Below are 24875 nucleotides of genomic sequence, written 5' to 3'. Positions count from 1 at the left end.
CCTTTTTTCGGGAAGGATAAGCTGCCACTTACTTTAATTCAATTAAGCCCTCGTACGTTTTGTGCTGCGAATACAGGGAGATTCCCAGCAATTTCCACTGTAAAATCCCTATAACCGTATACGCGTATTTCTGGCCTGTTGTTGCACGAACCGAAATTGATGTTGGTTTCCAGTCGTAACCCGAAACAAAACCCGACCAGACCGAAGTGGCTTCAACAGGTACGGTTTGGTTTGACGACTTTTTAGTCCCACACAAAACGGTCAAATCAATTTCGGAAATCCAGGTTTTATCGATTTGGGCGTGTGCAAATTTTAAATCGCCTGGCACAATGCTATCTCTTGAAACGTAATTCCACTTTTTTACATCCGGATTTTCACTGAAACTATCACTTTTTTTGCCTGAATTTCCGGCAAAGGATAAGAACCCAAACGTGAAAATAACGGCAGCGTACAGGCCAACTCTTTCTTTTAGCAAGCGGGCGGCATGAAAACACAGGATAATGAAATAAACGCCTAACGCAATATTCAGTAAAGTCCAAATCAGGTACAGCATGGAATGGATGGAGCACGTCGATAGCTTTTCGACTATTGACCGTGTTTGGTTTGACGTACAAAGTTGCACGTTTTTTTTGCCTCATCCACGCTCCATTGAATTTTACGCATTTCTCCTGATTAACCAGACTGGCTCCATTTTGTTGGAAAAGGAAAGGTGATGGGGCAACTGGCTGATTCAGAACGGTAAAAGGGTTCTTAGGTAAACAAAGGGAATGCCACCTCCGCCGTTTCCTGATTGGCGTCGGACTGGCGGAAACTTTTCATAATCCAGCCCCCGCCGATTACGTCGTCGCCTTCGTAAAAAACCGCAGCCTGACCCGGTGCAATGGCCGAAACGCCCTGTTCGAACAGTACCTTGATCTTGTCGCCGTCCTGCGAAATAACCGCCGGGGTGCCGGGGTCTTTGTAGCGCACTTTCGTAACGGTTTCGAGCGGTTTTTCGATCGAGGTATATTTTTGGAGATTCAACCGGCTGACCATCATGCCGTCGCGGTACAAATCCTTGTCGATTCCAAGAATGACTTCGTTGGTATCTTTCCGAATGTCGGTAACAAAAACCGGGTAGCCGAAGGCAATGCCCAGTCCTTTCCGTTGGCCGATGGTATAAAACGGATAGCCTTCGTGTTTGCCCACCACTTTGCGGGTGCCGGTGGATGAATCTTCGAGAATGAAATTGCCGCCGGCCACTTCCTGTTCGAGTCCCGGAACGCGCCGTTTCAGAAAGCCCCGGTAATCGTTATCAGGCACAAAACAGATTTCGTAGGATTCGGACTTGGTGACCAGTTCCGTAAAACCGCGTTCGGTCGCCATCGCGTAGATTTCGGATTTCCGGAGGTGTCCCAATGGTAATTTGGTCCGGCTCAGGCTATCCTGCGAAACGCCCCACAGCACGTAGGACTGGTCTTTCAGGGTGTCGATGCCCCGGGAAATGACAAACCGTCCGTTGGCGGAACTGTCGTCGTTGATTTGCCGGATGTTGGCATAATGGCCGGTGGCAATGGACTCACAATCAAGGCGGTCGGCTCGGCGCAGCAACGCATCCCATTTGATGTGGGTATTGCAGAGAACACACGGATTGGGCGTCCGGCCTTCCAGGTATTCACCCGTAAAGTGGTCGATGACGGAATCACCGAATTCGGCCCGGATGTCGAGGATGTAATGCGGAAATCCGAGGTTAACGGCGATGTTTCGGGCGTCGTTGATGGAATCAAGGCTGCAACAGCCAGTTTCTTTTTTACTGCCACCCGATGAGGCATAATCCCATGTTTTCATGGTCATGCCGATGACTTCGTAGCCTTCTTCGTGCAGCAGAACCGCTGCCAGGGAGGAGTCGATGCCGCCACTCATGGCGACCAAAATGCGTCCGTGTTTGCTCATGACGTATCAGACAAGGTTCAAAGCCTTGCGATAACTGATTTTATTGGTTGGTTGCAAAGATACAGCTTAACACGGTTTTATTGAAATCCATTCCATTCGTTGGAGACGGCCTTATCCGGTTCTGACCACTTTTGCGGTAATCACGTCCTACGAAGCTGTCGTATCGTGTTCCCAACGGTTAATGAATCTTCATCATTTATCTTCCTTTACTTTTCTAAACAGCAGGGGCATTGAGTCCACATCGATCAAGCCCATATCCACTAACTTCAATGATTTTACCATTTTAAGGGTCGTGGTTTTGTACTTCAGGAAGTGTGATGTTTTCAAATGCTGCTCGTAAGCGGTTTTGCTGGCATACATTTCCAAAATCCGTACCGATGTGGGATTTTCTTTTTGGTACATCGGAAAGATGGCAATGACTCCCGGCTCCAATTTCACCGATGCTGCCGATTCTTCGGCCAGGATGGTTTTATACGCTTCCAGAAAAGCAGGATCTATTTCAATTTCCGAAATCCGTACCATCCTCTCTGGCTGCTGCGCTAAAGCAGTTTGGTAGCTAACCAAAAGGTACACAATTGCTAAAAAAGAGATGACGGCCTTTGATGCTTCGGCTCTTAAACCGGTTTTTTCCTTGTTCATGGTATTTTCAGGTAAATTCAGGTCTAGTATACAGATTACGGTTTTATCTACCAATATTCCTGATTGGAGCAGGCCAATTGGTGAAGGGTGAAGAATGCAGTAATTTTAGGTAACTAAACCAATCGTGATATGGACACGCTGCGCCGGTTTGAGACCATTAATGAGTATAATGTCTTCAATAACAATGAAACCCGCCATCCGCTGGTAAGCGTGGTGGACTTGTCCAAGTCCGACCCCCGGCAAGGCTCCCGGATGTTTTTTGGCTTCTACACCATCTTCCTGAAAGATGTCAAATGCGGTGATCTGGTGTATGGTCGGCATACGTATGACTATCAGGAGGGAACGCTGGTTTTTCTGGCACCGGGACAAGTCGCCGGGGTGAACAGCAATGGCGAAACCTATCAACCCAAAGGCTATGCGCTCGTCTTTCACCCCGATCTCATCCACGGCACCGCCCTGGGACGGCACATTCAGGAGTATACCTTCTTTGGCTACCAATCCTACGAAGCCCTGCATTTATCGAAACGGGAACGGGAAATTGTCCTGGATTGCTTTTCCAAAATCGACTACGAACTGGAACATGCCATCGACAAACACAGCAAGCGGTTGATTGTATCCAATATTGAGCTGTTTCTGAACTACTGTGTCCGGTTTTACGAGCGCCAGTTCATTACAAGGGATCATGCGCTCAAAGGCGTTTTCGAACGGTTTGAGAATCTGTTGAACGCGTATTATCAGTCCGACAAACCCCAGACGATTGGCTTGCCTTCGGTCGCCTATTGTGCCAGTGAATTAAATTTGTCGGCCAACTATTTTGGCGACTTAATCAAAAAAGAAACCGGCAAAACCGCGCAGGAGTACATCCAGTCGAAGGTGATCGATGTGGCCAAAGAACGCGTCTTTGATCCAGCCAAATCCATTAGTCAAATCGCCTATGAATTAGGCTTCAAGTATCCCCAGCACTTCAACCGCCTGTTTAAACAACGGGTTGGTCAATCACCCAACGAATACCGGATGCTCCATTACAATTGATTGCGGTGTGGTGTTACATTCGCTTATCCATCTCATTCTGAAAGGGTTGGTTGTAAAACCGTTTCCCCTTGTTTTTATACAACGCATTCGCCACGGCACCAAACACCGGTGGGAAGGGCGGTTCGCCCAGGCCGGTCGGGTCGAGGTCATTTTCGACAAAGTGAACGTCAATTGATTTCGGCGCTTCGTTATGGCGAATCAGGCGGTAATTGTGGAAATTGCTTTGCTCGGCGGCCCCGTTTTTGTGAGTCAGGGCCCCGTAAAACGCATTGCCAATCCCGTCGACCACCGCTCCCTGCACCATGTTCGTGGCGGCATCGGGGTTGATGACGATGCCACAGTCCATCGCACTGAAAACACGCTCGACATACGGCTGCCCATCCCGGGTAACGATGTCGACCACATGGGCCGCGTAGGAATTATGGCAGAAATAAGCGGCCACGCCCCGGTTGTACTTCTCATTTCCCGGCTTGTTCCAGCCCGACTTGTCCCGTACCAGCGTGAGCACACCCGCATACCGGTCGGGGTCATACTCGTTGTTTTTGCCAACCGGATTTTCCTTGGCCCGTTTTAAAAGCTCAAGTCTAAACTCGATGGGGTCTTTGCCCATGGCCTCGGCCACCTCATCCAGAAACGATTGTTCGGCGGCTGCGTTGAAGTTGGAGCGCGGAGCCCGGAAGGCTCCAATGGTGATGTTGGACGGAATCTGCCAGCCTTCGGCCAGGTAGTTCTCCACGGCCCCGGCCGGAAACCGGTTGGCATGGATCGCATGTTCCGGAATGCCGCCCCCTTTCACATGGAACGCAATCAGGTTTTTATTGGCATCCAAAGCCGCGCGATACGTCGCGGTGTACATCGGGCGATAGATGCCGTAAGTCATGTCATCTTCGCGGGTGTAGATGAGCTTAACGGGTGCTTTCGCTTTTCTAGAGATTAGGGCCGCTTCGGTCAGGTAATGGCCATACGCCCGGCGACCAAAGCCGCCACCCATCCGTGTCATCTGGATTTCAATCTTGTCGGCAGGCAGATTTAAGATTTTTGAGAGCGTCGGTTCGATCCAGCCGGGAGCCTGCAAAGGGCCTGCCAATACCGCTTTTTCGTCTGTTACATGGGCAAAGAAATTCATCGGCTCCATGCAGTTATGAGCCAGAAAAGGCGCATTATAGGTACGTTCGATCACCTGAGCCGCATGCTGGAAAGCCGTTTCGGGGTCGCCGTCTTTTCGTAATTGCTGTGCCGGTTTTTGGGAAAGTTCCTGCATTTTTTCAAGCTGGGTGCTGGTGCTTTCCAACCCGCCCGGAACCACAACCTCCCGTTTCCCGCCCCGACCAGCCATGACATCTTTGGTGTCGCCGACCGGTTCCCATTGAGCAAGTAACTTTTTACGGGCATTCATGACCTCCCAGGTGGTCTTGCCCACCACGACCAGCAAATCGTTGAACGTCCGCGTATCGAAACCGCCCTGCTCGAAACCGTCTTCGTACAATTTCAGGCTGAAAACTTCTTTGATGCCCGGCATTTTGAGGGTTTGCAACGCATCGAACGATTTCAGTTTCATGCCGAAGGCCGGCGGGTGCTGAATCATGGCAATCAACATTCCGTCGACCCGGTAATCCAATCCGAAGAGCGGTTTGCCGGTTATTATTTTTTGGCCCTCAACATTTTTCTTCGATTTTCTGACGATCGTAAAATCCTTCGGGGCTTTCAGTTTCAGGCCCTTAGGTACCTCCAGGGTGGCGGCTTTGCCGGCCATTTCGCCGTAGTTCGCCGATTTTCCGTTCGCATGACTCAACACACCTGCTTTGGTCGTGACCTCTTCCACCGGCACGTTCCAAGTCTGGGCGGCTGCCTGGCGCAATAGGTGCCGGGCGGCTGCCCCGGCCTCCCGGAGCGGTTTCCAGTACATGCGAACCGAATTACTGCCCCCCGTAAACTGGGCACCTAACTTCGTGTTGTCGTGCGGCCCCATTTCAACGACCACGTTTTTCCAATCCACATCCAACTCCTCGGCGACGATCATGGGCAGCGAAGTCATCACATTCTGCCCAAATTCAGGATTGGGGCACAGGAGTTTGACCACGTTGTCGGCGGTAATCTGGATATAACCGTTGAGCATGGCCGATTGCTCAGGCAGGTTCAGGGTCTGTAGTTTATCGGCAGACTTGAAGCTGGATAACCAGCTAACACTGAGCATCATGCCGCCACCCGAAAGCAGGGAGGTTTTTAAGAAAGAACGCCGGTTATGGGTTGTTTTGGTCGTGTTCATGGTCAAGGTCTGGTTTACGTGTGGAGAGCAACGGGATTACTTCTTCGCCGTTGATTTGATGGCTTCTTTGATGCGCAGGTAAGTGCCGCAGCGGCATATGTTTCCGCTCATGTACGCATCGATCTCCTCGTCGGTGGGTTTCGGGTTGGTTTTCAGTAGCGAAGCCGCACTCATCATTTGCCCGGCCTGACAGTAACCGCACTGGGCCACGTCGTGTTCCAGCCACGCCTTCTGGACGGGATGGTCGCCTTTGGCCGACAAGCCTTCAATCGTGGTGACGGCCTGTTTACCAATCGCCGAAGCGGGCAGTTGACAGGAGCGAACTGCCGTTCCATCCAAATGCACGGTGCAGGCCCCGCACTGGGCGACACCGCAGCCGTATTTGGTTCCGGGTAAGTCCAGGTGATCGCGTAGTACCCAAAGCAGGGGCGTGGCTGGGTCGACGTTCACCTGCCTGATTTTTCCGTTAATTTTTAGATTGTAGGTGGCCACAGTGAATAGGGTTTACGGGTGGATGCGTTTAAACAGGGATAAACTACCTGCAAAGGTCTCGTTTACGCTGGAATAGAACAGTATACAAATTACGGATTTTTCTACCATTTTCACTGATTTATTGCGGTTACCTCACAAGCCCGTCGACTTCTCCATCTGTTCGGTGTATCGGTTTCCGACCACATCAATTTGTGCGGAAGCTTCCTCCATCTTTTGCAGTTCCTCCGCCCTGAGCTGAATCGCAGCGGCTCCGTTGTTCTCGGCCAGGCGGTGCAGTTTCGTCGTACCGGGAATTGGCACAATCCAGGGCTTTTGCGCCAGCACCCAGGCTAGGGCGATCTGGGCGGGTGTGGCACCGCGTTGATCGGCAAACTGATGCAGCAGATCCAGCAGGGCTTTGTTGGCAATCCGGGCTTCTTCGGTGTATCTCGGCAGTATATTCCGAATGTCTCCTTCGGCAAATTTGGTGTTTTCATCAATTTTGCCGGCCAGAAATCCCTTTCCCAGCGGGCTGAAGGCCACCAGACCGATGCCCAATTCCTCGATGGTCGGAATGATTTCGGTTTCGTGCTGACGGGTCCAGAGCGAATATTCACTTTGCAGGGCGGTGACTGGCTGAACGGCGTGCGCCCGGCGGATCGTCTGCGCCCCGGCTTCCGAGAGGCCGAAATGCGTCACTTTGCCTTCCTGAATCAGTTCTTTTACCATTCCCGCCACGTCTTCAATGGGGACGTTCGGGTCAACCCGGTGTTGGTAAAGCAGGTCAATCACCTCCAGTCGCAGTCGTTTCAACGAGGCTTCGACTACCCGCCGGATGTTCTCCGGGCGGCTATTGACCCCATTCATTTTGCCATCCTCAATGTTGAAACCGAATTTGGTAGCAATAACGACTTCGCCCCGAAAGGGTTCCAGCGCTTCGCCAACCAGTTCTTCATTGGTGAAGGGGCCATAGACTTCGGCGGTGTCAAAGAATGTGACGCCCTGTTCGACAGCAGCCCGGATCAGCGTAATCATCTCCTGCTTGTCGCGGGCGGGGCCGTAGCCAAAGTTCATGCCCATACAGCCCAGCCCGAGGGCTGACACAGTAAGACCATTGTTTCCCAGTTGGCGTTTTTGCATGCTTGTGCTCATCATTCTGTGCGTTAATTACAGGGTTAAACTACCGAATCGATCGATAAACAACGAAATTCAACCATTTCGAAACTTCATCGGCTGCGTTGTTTCCTTGACAGCCCGGTTTAGGTGATGGGCCTTGAACAGTCAGCATTCGCAGCTATGATCTAGTGCTTGATACTGTGCGTATCCCGTACACTACTGAATGTCAAGGCTAACAGTTTCCAGGCATTCGCTTGTTTCTTATAGACTTCAGTAACCGTAAACTCTGTTTTTACCTCACTCCCCCGAACCATGGCTACCAGCGTAATGCGTCCCCAACTAATAGCCGTGTCGTCAAACAACTCTACTGCCACATCGTGTACATCCGCTTGCTTATACCAAATGCTACCGGTTTTAATGATTTCGAGCTCTTCGTCCTTTTTCCAGGTTCCACTCATGTGGACAAATTTTGACTCATCGTGGAAGAGAACAGCCAGTTTGTCCACATTTTTGTCGGCCATCCATTGCCACTTTTGTTTCGAGAGGTCAATGATTTCCTGCTCGACCTTTGTGGTCTTTGTTGTTGGAGAAGTGGCTTGACTGGTTTGGGCGAAAGACGACAGGAGGCCAATGCCGCAGAAAAACAGTCCGAGAATTGATGCTTTCATGCCGGTTTTCATCCGTTTAGGATTGTTAATTGCGTTCATCGTTTTCGTGATTTAACGGGTAAGTCACCCATTCGTTAATCGAACCTCTTGCATCGTTTGCTTCAGTTGATTTTGCAAAGGTCTCTGCATTTCTTCTACCGGATGGTATACAGATTACGGATTTGTCTACCAATATTCCTGATTAGGAGATATCGATTGGTGAAGGGTGAAGAATGCAGTAATTTTAGGTAACTAAACCAATCATGAATTAGGCTTCAAGTATCCCCAGCACTTCAACCGTTTGTTTAAACAGCGCGTTGGGCAATCACCCCACGAATACCGGATGCATTACAATTAATTTCGGTTTACATAAACGCCACCATGATTACCCAAGAGAATTTTAAAGGCCTGTAAGCCCAAGTCTGCAGGAAGTATTTCAGCGGAAAGAAACCAAATTAGGTGTTTAGCGTTACCAGGTTTAATATTGTAGTAAATTACATTAGAACTGAAAGAAGCCATCAGGCTGAACCAACATGAGCAATCGATTTATCATGATCCTGACGGGTACTTCACTCGCTTTTTTAGCGGGTGGTCAAAGTGCATCCGCTCAAACCGCATCGTCCGCCCAGGCGCCGGTAGAAACCAAAGAACCCAATTCGGCCTACAAATCGGCTTTTGCCGGACAAACCCGCGTAGCCGGGATCAAATCCGCCACCCCTTACGAAGGCAAGGTCTTAACGGAAGACCTCAAAAGCCCGTGGGGCATTACGAGCCTGCCCGATGGACGGCTGCTCATCACGGAAAAGAAAGGAACGCTGCGCATCGCCACCGCCGATGGAAAGTTGAGCGAACCGATCACGGGTCTGACAAAGGTAAATTCCGCAGGACAGGGTGGCTTGCTGGGCATTCGGGTCGATCCCGCCTTTGCGACCAACCGCATGATCTACTGGGTGTTTTCAGAAGCTTTGGACGAAGGGAATCTGACGGCGGTTGGCAAGGGGAAATTGTCGGCCGATGAAAAAACGGTAGAAGGGGCAACGGTTATTTACCGCGCCACACCCGCTTACAAAGGAAATCTGCACTACGGAGGCCGGATTCTGATCGATAAAGCCGGCAACCTGGTGATCAGCACCGGCGAACGGTCGGATCTGGTAACCCGGCCCCAGGCCCAGTCGGTCAATTCGGGATTGGGAAAAGTCATTCGCATCACGAAAGACGGCAAACCCGCTGCCGGTAATCCGTTTGCAAAACAAGCCGATGCCCGGCCCGAATTGTATTCTTACGGACACCGGAACGTGCAGGGACTGGCTTTCCACCCGGTTACGGGCGATCTGTGGGAGGCTGAATTCGGCCCCAGAGGAGGGGATGAAATCAACCGGATCGAGCCCGGCAAAAACTACGGCTGGCCAACCATCACCTACGGCATTGAGTACAGTGGAAAGCAAGTCGGGGAGGCCATTCAGCAAAAAGACGGCCTGCAACAACCGGTGTATTACTGGGACCCGTCCGTGTCGCCGAGCGGGATGACGTTCTATAGCAGTGATCGCATTCCGGAATGGAAGAACAACCTCTTTGTGGGTTCGCTGAGTGGCATGCACATCGTGCGGCTAAAAATTGAAAAGAACAAAGTGGTAGGCGAAGAACGGCTGCTCTCGGGTGAATCTCAGCGTTTCCGGGATGTGACGCAGGGCCAGGACGGTGCTTTGTACGCGATTACCGACCAGGGAAGGCTGTACCGGATCGATAAAAAATAAGCTTCCAGGTTCTGTTTTTGATCCGAGCATCCTGTCTTTAAAACGGAGGGCATCGTTTGGCCAAATCCCGTCTTCCCTGAAAAAACCGCTTGAATACCAGTCGGTTTTTTCAGGGAAGACGGGATTTGTGATTATTTTCCTATATTTCTGGCGATCACCGGCTTAGGCCGTGGTAATACGAAATTCCTCCAAACTCTGACGATGAACCCTTCAACCTCTGTGCCTTCCGCAGTTCTGCCTAAACTTTTTTCTTTCGTGGTAGGCATCAACGCCTATCAGCAGGTGCGCCCGTTGAGTGGTGCCGTACAGGACGCGGCCACCATCGAACACTACCTCGAAAGCCTGACTGATCTGGAACACGTTTCGCTCCACCTTAGCGACGGGGAAGCCACCAAAACCGCCATCGTCGCGGGCTTCCGAACGCACCTGAAACAGGCCGGGCCGAACGACACGGCTTTGTTCTATTTCGCGGGCCACGGTGCGCAGGAAGCCGCCGACCCGACGCTCTGGCCAACCGAAGCCGACGGAAAACTCGAAAGCATTGTCTGTTTCGACGGCGATTTAACGCACACCTGGGATTATTTGCTGACCGACAAGGAGTTACGGTATCTGATTGCGGAGCTGAGCCAGACCGGGGCGCATGTCGTTACGATCTTCGATTGCTGCCATTCCGGCGATAATACCCGGTTTTTTGATCTGCTCGCGGCAACACCCGAAGGGCAGAAAATGCAGGAACGCCGGTTGTCGCAATCGGCTCCCATGCGGCCCTATGCCGGTTTTATTTTTCAGGAAGAGTTTACGGAAGACGATTTCCGGCAGCAGGGACTCGACCAGCTTATCCCGCTGGGAACCCACATCCAACTGGCGGCCTGCGAATCGGACGAAGCGGCTGTGGAAGACCGGGAGAACAAGGAGGGCGTTTTTACCAAAAATCTGGTGGCGGTTTTGAAAGCCGCCAACTCGGCCATTTCCTACCAGGCCCTGCATAACCGCGTGCGGCAGTACATGCGGTTTGCCTACGAGCAACGCCCCCGCATTTCGGCAGCGGGCGACGCGTCCGACAAGCTGTTGCTTACCGGTTTTTTGAACCGACCGATCGATACCCAAACCGCCGTTGCCGAAATTACTTTCAATCCGAACAAGCGGCAGTGGCTGCTCGATGTCGGAGCCATTCACGGGGTAGGGCGGACGACGAAATCCATTCAACTCCTGGACGATAGCGGAAAACCGGCTTTTTCGGTGACACCGCTAAAAATCGGGGCTGATTACACGCTGTTGAAAATCGCTGCGGAGCAGGAAGCCGGACTCGACCGGGGCAAGGCCTACCGGGCCGAAGTGGAGGGCTTACTCACCGAACCCATCAAACTCGATTTCATCAACCACAACGGCGACGTGGCCGAACAGGCGCTCTTATTGAAAACGCTGACCGAAAAAGCCGGGGCGTTTTTCATCCCGGAAGAAGACGAACAAACGGCGGATTACACGTTGCACGTTCGCAACGGTCTTTTGTATTTTTCCCGGCCCGGTGACGAAAATCGCCCGCTCATTCGCACCGTTCCGGCTGACAGTCTGGAGCATGCGTATGAACAGTTGACCCGGTATGTACGGCATCTGGCAGCCTGGCAATACCTGAAAGAACTGCGCAATCCCGAAGCTCCTGAACCGATTCTGACCATTGCCGTTACGCCCGAAACCGCAGAAACCGTGGTGCTGAAAGGCGCACGACCGACGCCGGTCACGATCCCGTTGCAGGAGAGTACGACGCCGTCCGGCAAAACCGTCTGGGCCAATAAAGTCAGCATCCAGTTGATCAATCCCACGGCGCAGGTGCTGTATTGTACGGTGTTATACCTTTCCCGGGATTTTATAGCGATGAAGAATTTTCTGCCGGTGAACGAGCGGCTCCAGGCGGGAAACTACCGACTCGAACCCGGAAAATCGGAATTGTTGGGATTGCCCAGCCGGAAATCGCTGACGGGGCGGAATGATTTTGTGCGGATGAGTCTGGAAGAAACCGTTCGGCAATACAACTGGCCGGAGGTGACGGAATATTTTAAAGTCATCGTTTCGGTAAACCCTTTGTCCGAATCGACGCTGGCGATGCTGGCGCTGGATGTTTTGCCGTCGCCCCACACGCTGGGTGAGAAATTGAACGCTGACGAGAACCGGGCGTCGGCTTTCGACACCGAAGAAGACGAGGAAGAATTTCCGGACTGGAGCACGCAACTGATCACGCTCCGTATTCCGAATCCGGTTTTCAACCGGGTCGATCTGGGCGAACTGAACCGGATGCTCGAACCGGTGCTGGTCGATGGTGTACCGGTGGCCAATCCGATGTCTGATTTCGCGCTGGGGCTGTATTTTCGGCCCGATCCGGTCGATTCGGAGCTGGTTTTGCGGGACGATCTGACCGTAACGGGCGAAGAACAGCGCGGGCTGTGGGGCGATGTGAAAACGTTCGTGAGCAACCAGATTGCCTACCAGATCCGAAACCGGCAGTATATGCAAAATCTGATCAAATATCCGGATCGGGTTCGGCTGGTGGCTGGTGGGGATTCGTGGTTTCAATACCCGCTGCTGAGCGATATTGTCGATTACCTGGCGCGGGTCTACTCCGTAAATTGTACCCCGGCGGTTGGGAAATCGCTGAAGAATTACATCGAAAAATCGAAGTTTCTGGAAACCATTGCCCAGGTTAGTCCGCGTTATTTTCTGCTGAGTGGCGGAGGAACGCATTTCTTTGGCGACGAATTTCCGACGTACATCCGGGACCAGGCAGAAGAGAGCCAGTCCGGGCCACAGCGGTATTTAACCGACGCATATACGGCTGCGCTGGACGAACTGGAGAAGGATTTTCAGCGCCTTTTTCGCTTGATCCGGCTGCAAAATGCGAAAGTCCGGGTATTGGTCCACGGCTACGATTACCTCCTGCCGGATGCCAGTGAAACCCAATCCGGGAAACCGGGAAATTTGGAGAAGTATCTGACCGAAAAGGGAATAACAGACGCCGTAGAACGGAAAAACCTGATCCGGTTTATGATTGACGGGTTCAACGAGCGGTTGCAACGGGCCGCGTCGGCGTATGACAACGTGATTTACATCGACTTGCGCGGAAGCATTCGACCGGCCACCAGCCAGTTGAAATACTGGTACGATGAGTTTCACCCGAACGACAAAGGGTTTTTGAGCATTGCCACCAAATACGCCCAACTGATCGGAAAAATGGAAAAAGAACGTGCCTGAGTTAGCCCTGAAACCGCTTGAAAAATTCGGCTTCGTAACTCATGCCGACCGGTATTTCCTCCCCGGCGAGGGTGATCATCCGGTTGCGGACGGTTTCGATCCGGCTGAAAGCCACAATGTAGGAGCGATGAACGCGAATAAACCGCTCGCTTCCCTCGTCGGCTTCCCCGAGTTTTTGCAGCATGGTTTTCATCGTCATGCGGGCCACAATCGGGCGGTTGACCTGGTGGATGTGAATCTTGAGGTAATCGTCCAATCCTTCGATGAACAGAATGTCAGACAATGCAATTTTGTGCAGCGTGTAATCGGCGCGGATGTAGAGATACGCTTCCTTCGCCGGATCGGTCGTTTGCCGGAATTTGTGCTGCGTAATCGCTTTTTGAACCGCTTGTTGAAACCGCTCGAAGGTAAACGGTTTCAACAGGTAATCGACGGCATTGAGCGTAAACCCTTCCACGGCATATTCGGCGTAGGCCGTGGTGAAAATAACCAGCATCTGTTCCGGAATCGCTTTGTGAAATTCGATGCCGGATACCGACGGCATGTTGATGTCGAGAAAAAGCAGATCGGTGGGTACTTCGTGCAGGTGCGAAAGGGCTTCGTCGGGTCGCAAAAACGTCTTTTGCAAGTCGATGGTGTTGAGCTGGCTACAAAAATGGGTCAGCACCCGCAGCGCCGGGGGTTCATCGTCTAAGGCAATGGCTCGGATCATGCCAGATTCAGGGTTAGGTCAACGGCGAACCCGGTGGGGTTGTCGTTGATGGTCAGGACGTGCTGGTTGGGATACACCAGTTTCAGCCGGGCTTTGGTGTTGTCGATGCCAATACCGCCCGACGCTTCGTCATTGTGATACAACCGCACTTTTTTGTTGAATACGTATAGCCGTAAAGTGTTCTCGTTCAGCGAAATTGTAATGTGAATGATCGATTTTTCTTCCGGGTTGACGCCGTACTTGAACGCGTTTTCAATAAACGAAATCAAAATGAGGGGTGCAATCTGTTTTCCATTAAAAAAGCCGCTGACGGCGTACTCAATCCGGACGGTATCGTCCAGCCGCAATTGCTGCAAGGCGATGTAATCGCTGATGTAGGCCACTTCTTTCGCCAGGGGTACCTCATGACTCCCGGCATCCCGAATGACGTAACGCATTAACGACGAGAGTTTTACGACGGCATCGGCGGTTTTGTCCGATTTTTCGATGGCCAGCGAATAGATGCTGTTGAGCGTGTTGAACAGAAAATGCGGATTGATCTGGGCTTTCAGGTACGACAATTCGGTCGATAGTTTTTCCTGCTCGGTTTGTCGCCAGCGGTTTTTGATCTGGAGATACAGAGAAACAAAAATGCCAACCAGATACAGAAACAACGCATGACTCAGTTCAAACCCGAAAGGCGGTTTTGGGTTTGAGCCGCCCGGAACCGGACCGTGAGCGCGTGGTGGCCCCGGTGGTGGTGAAGCAAGCAGATCCCCGCGATCGACCAGCACAACGGCCCCCATAAGCAAGAGAAAACACCCCACAAGGCTGGTAACATAAAGGACATACTTTCCTTCTAAATACAATTTTGGAATCAGGTAATAATAGTTGCCGTAAAAGAACGCCAGCATGAAGAGGTACGACAGAAAATTGGTTCGTTCGTGCGGGTTATTGCCTAATCTCGTCAGTCCTGAAAAACCGTCCGGCGCAAAAAGATAGGGAAGACTCAAAAAGGCCAGACTAAGCAGCATATGAATCAGGATGGGCGGAATCGTTCGTTTCATGGAATTGATTTTCACCGTAAACTACGAAACACCGTAACCGGGTGAAAATGATTGCGGTAGAAAGCGTGAATGTGCCGGAGAAATTGCAAATGAGTTACTAATATAGTTATTTGTGGTAACGTTAACGTTTGTCCTACCTACCGATGAATACCCCTTCCCTTGCTACCTGGACTGATGATTTTCTGTGGAGCAAACGACGGATGGGCGACCCGCTCGCCGACGAAACCATTGCCGCCATTTTGCTGGACAATCAGAAAGGGGAGATCGATCAGATTTTCCAGATGCTGGTGCAAAACCGCAACTTTCCCAACCCGGCTTTCGACGTGTTGCCGGATCGGCTGAAGCAGATCGTGGAAGATTATTTTGTCAAAACCCGCCAGCTTCCCGACTGGGCTGAACCGTTTAAACTCATGGTGGCGGCCGATGTTTTCAAGCAATATGGCCCCAAAATTCTGCTGCTGCTGCTTTGTAAATCGCTGCCGCTGTGTTACACCTGCTGGCGGGGGGCCAAGGTGTTGTACCGAACCGGCCGGCTGCGCGTTCACGACGGTTCGCTCGACTCGTTTACCCGGCGGCTGATGGAAACCGCCCAGTTTGTGGTCAACATTCTGACGCTGAACAGCTTCGAACATGATGGCCTGGCCGTTGTTTCCATCCAGAAAGTTCGGCTGATTCACGCCGTGATCCGGTATCATGCCCAGCAACACCGTTGGGACGTTGACAATTTTGGCATTCCAATCAATCAACAGGATCTGGTTGGCACCCTGCTGTCGTTTGGCGTCGTGATCATCGACGGGCTGAAGCAGATGGACATCGAACTGACGCCCGAGGAAAGTGAAGCCTATCTGCACCTCTGGAAAGTGGTGGGGTTCATGATCGGCGTCGACGATGACCTGAATTCGGAAAACGAGGACGACTGCCGACACCTGATGAACGCGATTCTGGCGCAGCAGGCCGGCCGGTCGCCCGATGGCGGTCGGGAAGGTGCCGAACTAACCGATGCCTGCATCGATCTGATGAATTCCCGGCTGTCATTCGGGCCGCTCAAAAACCTGTCGCCCCTGTTTGTACGGTTTTTTATTGGCGATCAGTACGCCGATCTGCTCGAAGTTCCCAAAGACGACGACAAGGATGATTCGGCGGTGATCAACGCCATTCAGTGGCTCGACAAAGGGTTTCGATCCGTCGGCGACCGTCATTTGCTGATGGGTGCGGTGGGCCGGGCGTTCAGTAACCAGATGATCGATCTGGTGATGTCGTATCACAACGGGGCCAAAAGCGAGCAGTTTTACCTGCCCTCGGCCCTCACCGACACCTGGCAGTCGGAGGCTCCGGACTTCCGGATTCCGCCTGCGCAGACGATTGAGGAAGTGATTTTTTACCTGGATAAAGTGGCCCGGCACCTGCGTTCGCAGAACAATCCGATCGGGTTGTTTGCCGCCGTGTATAAACTGGTGACGTTGCGCGTGCAGGACGGTTTGAAGGCAGGTATCTTCGAAAATCCGGTGGAAATGGAGCAGGTCGATGTCGGTTTTGGTAACCGGTATTTTGAGGCTCTCAATCAGTATTTCGATGGTAAACCGGCTTCCGCTCCCTGGCAGTTGTCGTTCGATGCCGCCAAGACCATGATAACCACCAATCAGTATATTTTTTCGGCGGCTAATGCCCACATTTCCTACGATTTGCCGATTGTGGTGGCGGAAGTTTATAAAGGAAAAGACCTGGAGTTATTCAAGAGCGATTTTGTAAAAATGAATGGCTTGTTCGAAGATATGTACGACCAGATGAACGACGACATTGGCCGGATTTTTCGACCTTTTGGAACGTTTGTAACCTATTTCTCGGACAAAATTAAAGACATTGAAAAGGCAGTTATGGCGAAGGGGCGCGAACAGGCCTGGGCCAACACCTTCGGATTTCATCAGTCTCGGTCCGAAACCGAATGGAAAGAGCGCTTGGCTTTATTGGAAGCCAGTTCGGCTAAAATGGGGAATCTGGTGGCACGACCTCCCTGGCTGTTGCGGCTGCCATTGGTCTACGTAGCCCGAAAAGAATTTGGCACAACGGCCCACAAAGTCGACGTGATGTTGCGAACGGCCCTGCTTCCGACGATTTCATAAACGGTAAACCCCCATTCTATGAACCGACTTGTACTGATTTTGCTGATAAGTCTGTTGGTTGGTGGTCGGGCGGGAGCCGGGCCCATACGCATCAGCGACCTGACCGAACCCTACGATTTGTATAAGGCCAGTGAGTTGCTGGAGGTCAGGGCCGGTAGCGTTTCCGTCGACGAATTGCTCCAGAACCCGGGCCGATACCGGTTTGTTCCCACCGAGAACCGCCTGATCAAGCCCTACGACCACCAGTTTGGCTACTGGTTCCGGTTTCAGATTACGAACGAAACCGACCGTGAGGTATTTATGCAGTTTATCTACGCCGGGACCGAATTTATCCGCGTGTATGAAACGGTGGATAACCGGATCCTGACCCTCCATAAGCTGGGATCGCTTCAGCCCGAGCCGGCTGCTCCCTTTCGCAAAAGCATTCAGTTCTGCCCGATCCAGGCCCGCAATGGCCAGACCCACACCTTCTATGTCTACATGGAAGGGGTTTATACGGGCGTTTTGCCAATTTATGCCCTATCGACCACCCGGCTGATCGAAAGCCAGCACTATTCCGATTTATTTTACGGAATTTATTACGGATTCATTCTGATTATCATCGTTTACAGCCTCGTTCTTTACATTCGTTTGCGCGAACAGGGAAATCTTCGGTATGCGATCTGGGTGTTTTTTATCGGACTTCTCATGGCGTTGTTCCGGGGACATACCAGCGAGTTTTTCTGGCCCGCCAATCCATCTATCGAACGGTATTCAGCCGCCCTGTCTTCCGTCACCGGCGTTCTGCATATCCTTTTCACGCTGACGTTTCTCCGGCTGCGTTTGCAGGCTCCCCGGTTTTATAAAATCGGTATTGGCATCGTCGTTCTTTACCTGATTAGTTTCGTCCTGAATGTGGCGAATGTCAGTCTGAATTATCAACTGGGTCGTCAGATCGACATTGTGCCGGTGGTGGTTTTGCTGGAAGGAACGTTCAGTATTATGGCCGGCCTTGTTACGCTGCGCAAGGGTTTTCGACCGGCCTTGTTTTACATCGCAGGCAACCTGTTTTTCTACATCGGTATCTTTGTCTTCCTGATGTATACCTATGGTCAGCTACAGTTCAGTTTCTGGACCTACGAAAGCATTCACCTGGGCGTCGGGGTCGAAATTCTGTTTTTTGCCGTGGCACTTACCTACAAGGTGAACCTGCTGAAAAAACGGCGTCAGGAAGCCGAGCAGGAGCAAATCCGGTTGCTGGTCGAGAACAAGCGGCTGGTGAGCGAGCAGAACGCGATGCTGGAACAGAAAGTGCAGCAGCGCACCGAAGAACTTCAGGCAGCCAAACAGCGGTCGGAAGAGCTGTTGCTCAACATTCTGCCCGCGGAGGTGGTCGAAGAATTGAAACGAACCGGGCGTTCGAAGCCACGCCGGTTCGAGCGGGTCACGGTGCTGTTTACCGACATTGTGAATTTTACGAGCATGGGCGAGCGGCTTTCCCCGGAAGAACTGGTCAGCGAGATCGATTATTACTACCGCTCATTCGATGCGATTCTGAGCCAGTACCGCATCGAAAAAATCAAAACCATCGGCGATGCGTATTTATGCGCCGGGGGATTGCCGGTTGTATACCCCGAAAATCCGGTCGAGGTGGTTCGGGCGGCTCTGGAGATGCGGGCGTTCCTGCTTCGAAACCAGCACGAGCGGCAGGCCAACGGGCAGCAGCATTTCGAATTTCGGATTGGGGTTCATACCGGGCCGGTGGTGGCCGGCATCGTGGGCGATCGAAAGTTTGCCTATGACATCTGGGGAGACACTGTCAATACCGCAGCCCGAATGGAGCAGTACGGAGAAGCAGGGAAAGTCAACATTTCCGAAACCACCTTTCGTCTGGTGAAAGAGCAGATTCGATGCAGCTATCGCGGGAAGATTGCGGTGAAAAACAAAGAAGCACTGGATATGTATTACGCGGAGGAATTGGTAGCAGTAGGAATACCGGGAGCGGTAGAGGAAACCGATTAAAAAATCGGTGCATTCCTATCTAGCAAGATTCAGGCCAAAAAAATCTGTTTACTCCAGAATCGCCATAATCAGCCGGGCAATCAATTTATACCACAAAAACGCAAAACCCGCAGCAACAGAAAGAATCACAAACCAGAGGGCTGCCTTCTGCATACTGAGTTTGTAAGGCGTTTTTTTACGGTATTTTGCCATTTTATGAGTATCCGGTATTGCTTCGACTCGGTTTACCCCGATTTGATTAAAGGCTTCGTTGAAAACAGCTTTCGTAATCATAAGATCGTTCTAAGTATAGCGTATACCATCCTGCGACAGATAACTACTCAATCTCAAACTTTGTGCCATTTGTTTCCCGGCCTTGTGAATTTAGTAACAATATGTCACCTGCTTTCCGTGGTTAAAAACGTGAAGTAGGACGTTTTTGTACTTATTTAGTGGTTATTTTTAAGTTTTTCAGGGAATAACTACTGAGCGATGTGGTAAAACAGCGCTTTGATGCCTGTAACAAAAGTAAAGGCAGTTCTCAAGTTATTGTCACCAATAGATAACAAGTGGTTACCGGTTAGTAAATAGGTGAGTCTCTGTGAAAAGGCAGCAGCCATAAAAAAGGACAGGACGAAGCCGCCTGCGCCACTTCGTCCTGTCCTCTATATTGGGGCCTTGAAAAGTTACTCGGTCAGGTTTTTTAAATACGCGATGCTTTTCGGAACCTGCTCACTCCAGATGTTGCTTTCGTCTTCGATAAAATAATGCTTAATCCCCACTTTTTTGGCGGTTTTCAGCACCATCGGCATATCGATCTGCCCGGTTCCCAGAACCACGTCGTTTTCCTGGGGCGTATTGCCGGTGAAATCGCCTTTGACGCCTTTTTTGAGGTCTTTCAAGTGCATCAGTTTCCAGCGGTTGCCGTATTTGTTGAGCAGTTTGACCGGATCAGCCCCGCCGTGGGTAGCCCACAAAATGTCCATCTCGAACGAAACGTAGCGGGGATCGGTGTTTTTTACCATATAATCGAACAGCGTTCCGTCTTCATACGGCTGAAACTCAAAACCGTGGTTGTGGTAACAGAACGTCAGACCATTTTCTTTCAGGACTTTGCCCACCCGGTTGAAATCTTCCACGGCTTTCTTGGCGTTTTCCAGCGTAAAATTGCCTTTTTGATGCGGAATCCAGGCGCACATTACAAACTGGGAACCCAGTTCTTTGGCATTCTTAACTACTTCCATCGGGTCTTTCACCAGTTGTTCGTAGCCCGCGCCCGTGCCCGGAATCGAAATGTTTCGCTCCTTCAGCATCTTCCTGAATTCTTCGGTGGTCACGCCTTTCGGAGTTCCGCCTTCCATCTCCGTAATGCCCAGCGATTGAATTGTGTCCAGGGTGGCGGCCACACCTTTCGGGAAGCTGTTTCGATAGGTATACGACTGAATACCAATCGGAAAGGTGTAGATTTTCTTTTGAGCAAAACCGCTGCTGAAATCCAGGAGCAGAGCGGTAAGCAATACAAGGGATAATTGGTTTTTCATCATGGGTCTGATTAAAAAAAGTAAATTAATGGAGTTTATCGTGTAACAGTTTAATGAAATAACCGCCCACCACCGAACGCGCCTGAAAACCGACCTGCTTGCCGTCGGTGGTTTCGTGCCAGTCGCCCAGCGGCACCCGGCTGGGGGTCTGGTCGGCATACTTGAAAACCGGCAGCACCAGTTGCTGGAAATCCTGCGGTTTGTCGGCGATGGTGGCCGTCCAGATAATCCAGTCCGATTTGGTGTAGGTCTTGCGGCTGTCCAGCGGCAGGCCGAAAGGTTGTTGTTTGGTCAGGTAATACCGGATTTCTTTTTCGGCTACTTCCTTTGGGAAAATGTTCAGATCCAGGAGTTTATCCCACACCAGGTTGTATTTCTGGCTCCAGCTTCCCTGTGGCTTATCGAACGTCAGGGCGTAATGATCGCCATCCTGCGCCATTTGTACCCATTTTTGCGCCAGCTCGCGGGCCAGTTTCAGGTGTTGTTCTCCGACCTCTGCCTGCCCCAGTTGCTTCGCCAGATGCCCATACGACGCAATGCCCATGATGGCTTTGATGCTCAGGTTGGCATTGCGGGCGAGGTGACCGGCAAAATCGTCGGTGCAAAGCTGGTTGGCGGGATCGAAACCGTCTTTTTTGAGGTAATCAACCCAGGTGGTCAGCGTTTGCCAGTGTTGCTTGGCATAGTCGGCATTCTTTTCGGAGGCAGCGATGGCGGCCGTCAGAATCAGCATGTTGCCACTTTCTTCCACCGGCATGTCTTCGCCGTAGGTTTGACCGTTGGCAAGGGGATAGGTTCCCACATCGTGGGCGGCAAAGGGTTTGGTCCATTTCCCGCTTTCGGAATACTGAAAAATCGGCTCCATCATGCCTTTCAGCAAGGTCGGGTTGTAGATCAGGAAAAGCGGAGCCGATGGATAGGTCACGTCCACGGTTCCGATAGAGCCGTTGCTGAAATTTTCTTTGGACAGAAACAGCACTTCGCCTTTCGGACCCGCCACGGTTTTATGGGCCGCAATCGCCTGACGGTAGGCCAACTGGCACAGATCGGCATACGGTTTTCCGCCCGATTTTTCGGCATCAGCGTGCAGTTTCTGATCAAACTGGCGGCATTTTTCGGTGAGTTGGGCATAATCCTTTTCTACCGCAGCCAGCATTTTTTCCGTAGTCATAGACTCGTCCCGGCGCCACCACGCCCGCAGATTTTTGCCAAAATACTGAACAGAATAAATGTCATCGTATCCCAGAATCACGTGCGCGGTTTTCGGCGTTTGCGTCACCGAGCCCAGCGATTGCGAAACCGCCAGCGACCGGTTGTCGGCGGAAGTCGGCTGGTTGGCTTCATCGACCACTTTTCCGGTACTGACAAAACTGCGGAACAGAGCTGCCGGTTGCCCGATGCCGGTCTGCGTGGTCGACGCCGTTGGAGCCGCCAGGAGCGCGTAACCCCAGTCGATCCGGACATCATCGCCTTTGCGCCCCAGAATGTTCTGCTCCGTTGTACCGATCGACAAAACCGTCAGCCCTTCGGCCGAGGACCGTTTGCCAACCACTTCCTGATTGGGCTGGTTCACACACAACAGGCCCGAAGCCGCCGTGTAGACCTCCACCGTGTGCGGTTTTCCGTCGGTCGATTGGGCGGTGTAGGTCAGATAAGAAGCCGGGCGGGTGGCCACATCGAGGTCATCCAGCAGCAAGGGCGTCGTAAAATTTACAGTCAGGCTGACGGGCCCGGCGGCAAACCGGTATTCTGTTTGGGTGGCCTGAACCTTCACGCTCTGTTGCTGGGCCAGGGCCACCGGCGCACCCAGATTTACTTTTCGCTGATCCACCAAACCCACATCGACATACCCACCTCCAACGGGGTTGATACAACTCACTGCCAGCAGGTTGTTTCCTTTTTTTAACGCTGCTTTGCCCGAAGGAGACAGGGAGAATGTCTTGTAATCACCGATATAACCGGGGCCGCTTTCAAACGCTTTGACGCCATTGATGTATACAACCACATCGTTGTCATGACTCAAATACAAAACCGGGTTTTCAAAATTCAGATCCGAAACGGTCACGGTGCGCCGGTACCAGACTTCTTTGGTTTTCCAGAGCGTGGCGGGTTTGACGGGGTTGCTGGAGGCTCCATCGCCGATGGGTGCCTGTCCGGTTTTCCAATCGCCGGAAGGTTTGAAACCCGGCTTTTCCCAGCCATCACCCGGTTTTTGAAAAGTATATTGCAATTCGTAGCCCGTGGTTAGGGCTGTTGGAATCACCGGTTTGAGCGTAGTCATTTCGGCACCCATAAACCGGTAGGCCCGGCCATCGACGCGCACCAGGCCGTCGAGTGGCTGGTTTTTGCCCGTCCAGTGGCGGGTGGGCGATTCGTTGAGCTTGTCGGTAAATGCCCAGATACTCGTATACGGATCGATGGTGATCAGCGGGTAGGCGGGAGGCCGTTGGGCCACCACCGGATGTTTGGCAATGGAAAGGAGTACACTGAGAAAAAAAAGAGCGGTAAATCGAATCTTCATTAGAACGAATGGTTGGTTGAGTGCTATTCCGGCGTAGAAAGTTTCAAAACTGCCGGAAAGCACGAATGTATTAAAAATCATTGGATGGTCTTTTTCTACTTGGTCAGGAAATGTTTGAACGAAGAAGTCCTATCTTCGCGGCCACAATTCAAAACGGAAACGAAATGGACGTAAAAGACAGCAATGGTACAACGCTTGCCGAAGGCGATTCGGTGAAGTTGATCAAAGATCTCAAAGTGAAAGGCAGTTCTACGACGCTGAAAAGAGGAACGGTTGTGAAAAATATCCGGCTTACGGACGATGCGGAGGAAATTGAAGGAAAGGTTGACCGGGCGGTGATGGTGCTGAAAACGCAGTTTTTGCAGAAGGTGTGATGACCGATGGGTTGGAGTGAGATTTTTTGAATTGACTCAACTCTGTTGCGGATTCAAACGGGGTCGCCCGGCGATCCGCAACAGAGTGGGTCGAGCGGGGTCGCCCGGCGATTACAACGGCGCCGGCCGCCCGGTCTCGACCAGCAGACCGTAACCTTTCCCTAAAAACCGCGTCTAAAATGAACACAAAAGCCTGTGTGATCGTTTTACCCATTGACAACCAAGGTTATAGGCGTGCATCAACAACGATTCTTCTTTTCGATTATCCTAATTAGTTTCTTCAGCTTTACGCTGGCAACGACGGTTTTTGCTCAGCGGTCTTTCCGCAAAATGGCTCGTAAACTGCCCGCGCGGTCGGTTTCGGTACCCAAACCGATGGGCGTAAACTTTTGCGGGGAGCCGGTTCCGGTAGAAAGCGGAGCCGTGGCGCACAACCTGTCGATGGCCTTGATGCGGAATGTGGCGTCGCAAAATCACCTGATCAATTTTCGCCGTCGGGCTATTTCGCAGTACTTCCCGATCATTGAGCCGATTCTGAAAAAATACCGCATTCCCGACGATTTCAAATACCTGGCCGTGGTGGAAAGCGGCCTTAAAGCCGATGCGGTTTCCCACAAGGGCGCGACGGGCTACTGGCAACTCATGCCCGAAACCGCCGATGAACTGGGTTTGAAACGGAACGATAAGGTCGATGAGCGCAAGGATCTGATCAAATCGACCGATGCCGCGTGTCGCTACCTGCGGATTCTGTACCGAAATCTGGGCTCGTGGACGATGGTGGCGGCTGCCTACAACGGTGGGATTGGCCGGATGCAATCGCACATGAAAAAACAGCAGGAGAGCAATTACTACTTTTTGTCGATGAACGCCGAGACGAGCGATTACCTCTATAAAATCGTGGCCGTCAAGGAGTTTTTTCAGTTTCCGGGTCAATACCTGACCAATAATCTGATGGCATCGGCGGGAAACTCCTACGAACGGGAACGGGCCGAAGCCATCGCGAAAGGGTTGATTCCGGCCGAAGAACCAGAACCGGTCGGGCTGGCCATCGAGCCGAAAGAAAGCCTGGAATTGCGGTTTGAAACCGCTTCGGTCGATAGCCTGCTGGGCACCCTGTCGAAGTTGAAAGCGTCAAATGCGGTTTTGTTCAAGGGCGACGTTGAAGCCGAACTGTTCAAACCGGGTAAGGTGGCTATCGGGCAAACGTGGGAATTCAAACTGACAAAGGAAGTAGTAATCGGTGATCAGAAACTGGGCAAAAATGATGTGCTCTATGCCACGGTTGACGATGTAGACCGCCAGTCGGGCCAGATTTTCCTACGCTCGACCAAATTGGTGGCCGATGCCGACAAGAAAGCCTATAAACTCACGTTGATCTGCCTCAATCCGCAAACCGGGCTTGCGGGGGTGCCGCTCCCGAAAGCGGATCAACTCAAACCGGGTGGCCGAACCTGGATGGTGGGCTGGAAAGTCCTGTAATC

The 24875-nt window shown here is 51.8% G+C and carries 19 protein-coding genes and 1 pseudogene; 8 read left to right on the top strand and 12 right to left on the bottom strand.

The genetic code is table 11. The features are described 5' to 3' along the window. Positions 1 to 28: 28 nt before the first annotated feature. From DUE52_RS11805 to DUE52_RS11795, 3 genes are all read right to left on the bottom strand, one after another. Entirely contained in the window at positions 29 to 622 is a 594-nt protein-coding gene (locus DUE52_RS11805; RefSeq protein ID WP_133299825.1) for a hypothetical protein, read from the bottom strand. 128 nt (positions 623 to 750) lie between these two features. Continuing rightward, positions 751 to 1932: a tRNA 2-thiouridine(34) synthase MnmA gene (mnmA, locus tag DUE52_RS11800; RefSeq protein ID WP_114406211.1), complete on the bottom strand. Its 1182-nt coding sequence runs from the start codon at positions 1930 to 1932 to the stop codon at positions 751 to 753. Between the two features lie 192 nt (positions 1933 to 2124). Further along, entirely contained in the window at positions 2125 to 2571 is a 447-nt protein-coding gene (locus DUE52_RS11795) for a putative quinol monooxygenase (RefSeq protein ID WP_114406210.1), read from the bottom strand. A 129-nt stretch (positions 2572 to 2700) separates the two neighbouring features. On the opposite strand from DUE52_RS11795, the gene DUE52_RS11790 reads away from it, so the two are divergent. Continuing rightward, on the top strand, positions 2701 to 3603 hold the full coding sequence (locus DUE52_RS11790; RefSeq protein WP_114406209.1) for a helix-turn-helix domain-containing protein: 903 nt from the start codon (positions 2701 to 2703) through the stop codon (positions 3601 to 3603). A 13-nt stretch (positions 3604 to 3616) separates the two neighbouring features. Here DUE52_RS11790 and DUE52_RS11785 read toward each other — a convergent pair whose 3' ends face one another. The 4 genes from DUE52_RS11785 to DUE52_RS11770 form a co-directional block, all read right to left on the bottom strand. Further along, positions 3617 to 5869, bottom strand: coding sequence for a xanthine dehydrogenase family protein molybdopterin-binding subunit (locus DUE52_RS11785; RefSeq protein WP_114406208.1), 2253 nt, complete (start codon positions 5867 to 5869; stop codon positions 3617 to 3619). A gap of 36 nt (positions 5870 to 5905) precedes the next feature. Then, complete coding sequence (locus tag DUE52_RS11780; RefSeq protein ID WP_114406207.1) at positions 5906 to 6361, bottom strand: (2Fe-2S)-binding protein; 456 nt, start codon at positions 6359 to 6361, stop codon at positions 5906 to 5908. A gap of 132 nt (positions 6362 to 6493) precedes the next feature. Continuing rightward, positions 6494 to 7480 (bottom strand): aldo/keto reductase, encoded by a 987-nt coding sequence (locus tag DUE52_RS11775; protein WP_114406206.1) that lies wholly within the window; start codon positions 7478 to 7480, stop codon positions 6494 to 6496. 161 nt (positions 7481 to 7641) lie between these two features. Continuing rightward, positions 7642 to 8124 (bottom strand): nuclear transport factor 2 family protein, encoded by a 483-nt coding sequence (locus tag DUE52_RS11770; protein WP_114406268.1) that lies wholly within the window; start codon positions 8122 to 8124, stop codon positions 7642 to 7644. Between the two features lie 241 nt (positions 8125 to 8365). Between DUE52_RS11770 and DUE52_RS32780 the strand changes: the two are divergent. From DUE52_RS32780 to DUE52_RS11755, 3 genes and pseudogenes are all read left to right on the top strand, one after another. Continuing rightward, a pseudogene (locus DUE52_RS32780) lies at positions 8366 to 8461 on the top strand (AraC family transcriptional regulator); the annotation flags it as partial. 175 nt (positions 8462 to 8636) lie between these two features. Then, entirely contained in the window at positions 8637 to 9857 is a 1221-nt protein-coding gene (locus tag DUE52_RS11760) for a PQQ-dependent sugar dehydrogenase (protein WP_114406205.1), read from the top strand. 255 nt (positions 9858 to 10112) lie between these two features. Beyond that, positions 10113 to 13100 carry a caspase family protein gene (locus DUE52_RS11755; protein WP_165840923.1) on the top strand — a complete coding sequence of 996 codons (2988 nt, stop codon included), beginning with the start codon at positions 10113 to 10115 and terminating at the stop codon, positions 13098 to 13100. Between the two features lies 1 nt (position 13101). Here the strand turns inward: DUE52_RS11755 and DUE52_RS11750 are convergent, their stop codons facing one another. Both DUE52_RS11750 and DUE52_RS11745 read right to left on the bottom strand, forming a co-directional pair. Beyond that, positions 13102 to 13812 (bottom strand): LytR/AlgR family response regulator transcription factor, encoded by a 711-nt coding sequence (locus tag DUE52_RS11750; RefSeq protein WP_114406203.1) that lies wholly within the window; start codon positions 13810 to 13812, stop codon positions 13102 to 13104. Continuing rightward, positions 13809 to 14858: a sensor histidine kinase gene (locus tag DUE52_RS11745; protein WP_114406267.1), complete on the bottom strand. Its 1050-nt coding sequence runs from the start codon at positions 14856 to 14858 to the stop codon at positions 13809 to 13811. The genes DUE52_RS11750 and DUE52_RS11745 overlap by 4 nt, the downstream gene beginning before the upstream one ends. Before the next feature lie 143 nt (positions 14859 to 15001). On the opposite strand from DUE52_RS11745, the gene DUE52_RS11740 reads away from it, so the two are divergent. Together DUE52_RS11740 and DUE52_RS11735 are read left to right on the top strand one after the other, a co-directional pair. Beyond that, positions 15002 to 16978: a DUF5995 family protein gene (locus DUE52_RS11740; RefSeq protein WP_114406202.1), complete on the top strand. Its 1977-nt coding sequence runs from the start codon at positions 15002 to 15004 to the stop codon at positions 16976 to 16978. Positions 16979 to 16996: 18 nt separating this feature from the next. Then, a complete protein-coding gene (locus tag DUE52_RS11735; RefSeq protein WP_114406201.1) occupies positions 16997 to 18979 on the top strand; it encodes an adenylate/guanylate cyclase domain-containing protein in 1983 nt (660 codons plus the stop codon). A 48-nt stretch (positions 18980 to 19027) separates the two neighbouring features. On the opposite strand, the gene DUE52_RS32405 is transcribed toward DUE52_RS11735, so the two are convergent. The 3 genes from DUE52_RS32405 to DUE52_RS11720 form a co-directional block, all read right to left on the bottom strand. Then, complete coding sequence (locus tag DUE52_RS32405) at positions 19028 to 19171, bottom strand: hypothetical protein (protein ID WP_165840922.1); 144 nt, start codon at positions 19169 to 19171, stop codon at positions 19028 to 19030. 473 nt (positions 19172 to 19644) lie between these two features. Continuing rightward, positions 19645 to 20499 carry a sugar phosphate isomerase/epimerase family protein gene (locus DUE52_RS11725; protein ID WP_374755896.1) on the bottom strand — a complete coding sequence of 285 codons (855 nt, stop codon included), beginning with the start codon at positions 20497 to 20499 and terminating at the stop codon, positions 19645 to 19647. A 25-nt stretch (positions 20500 to 20524) separates the two neighbouring features. Further along, on the bottom strand, positions 20525 to 23020 hold the full coding sequence (locus DUE52_RS11720) for a glutaminase family protein (protein WP_114406266.1): 2496 nt from the start codon (positions 23018 to 23020) through the stop codon (positions 20525 to 20527). A 164-nt stretch (positions 23021 to 23184) separates the two neighbouring features. Between DUE52_RS11720 and DUE52_RS11715 the strand changes: the two genes are divergently transcribed. Beyond that, positions 23185 to 23394, top strand: coding sequence for an alkylphosphonate utilization protein (locus DUE52_RS11715; protein WP_114406198.1), 210 nt, complete (start codon positions 23185 to 23187; stop codon positions 23392 to 23394). Positions 23395 to 23628: 234 nt separating this feature from the next. Beyond that, positions 23629 to 24873, top strand: coding sequence for a lytic transglycosylase domain-containing protein (locus DUE52_RS11710; RefSeq protein WP_229312143.1), 1245 nt, complete (start codon positions 23629 to 23631; stop codon positions 24871 to 24873). Positions 24874 to 24875: the final 2 nt, after the last annotated feature.

The organism is Larkinella punicea, assembly GCF_003334855.1.
Classification (GTDB): Bacteria; Bacteroidota; Bacteroidia; order Cytophagales; family Spirosomataceae; genus Larkinella; species Larkinella punicea.
The sequence above is the reverse complement of the archived record's forward strand: the minus strand, read 5'-3'. Positions and strand labels throughout refer to the sequence as shown.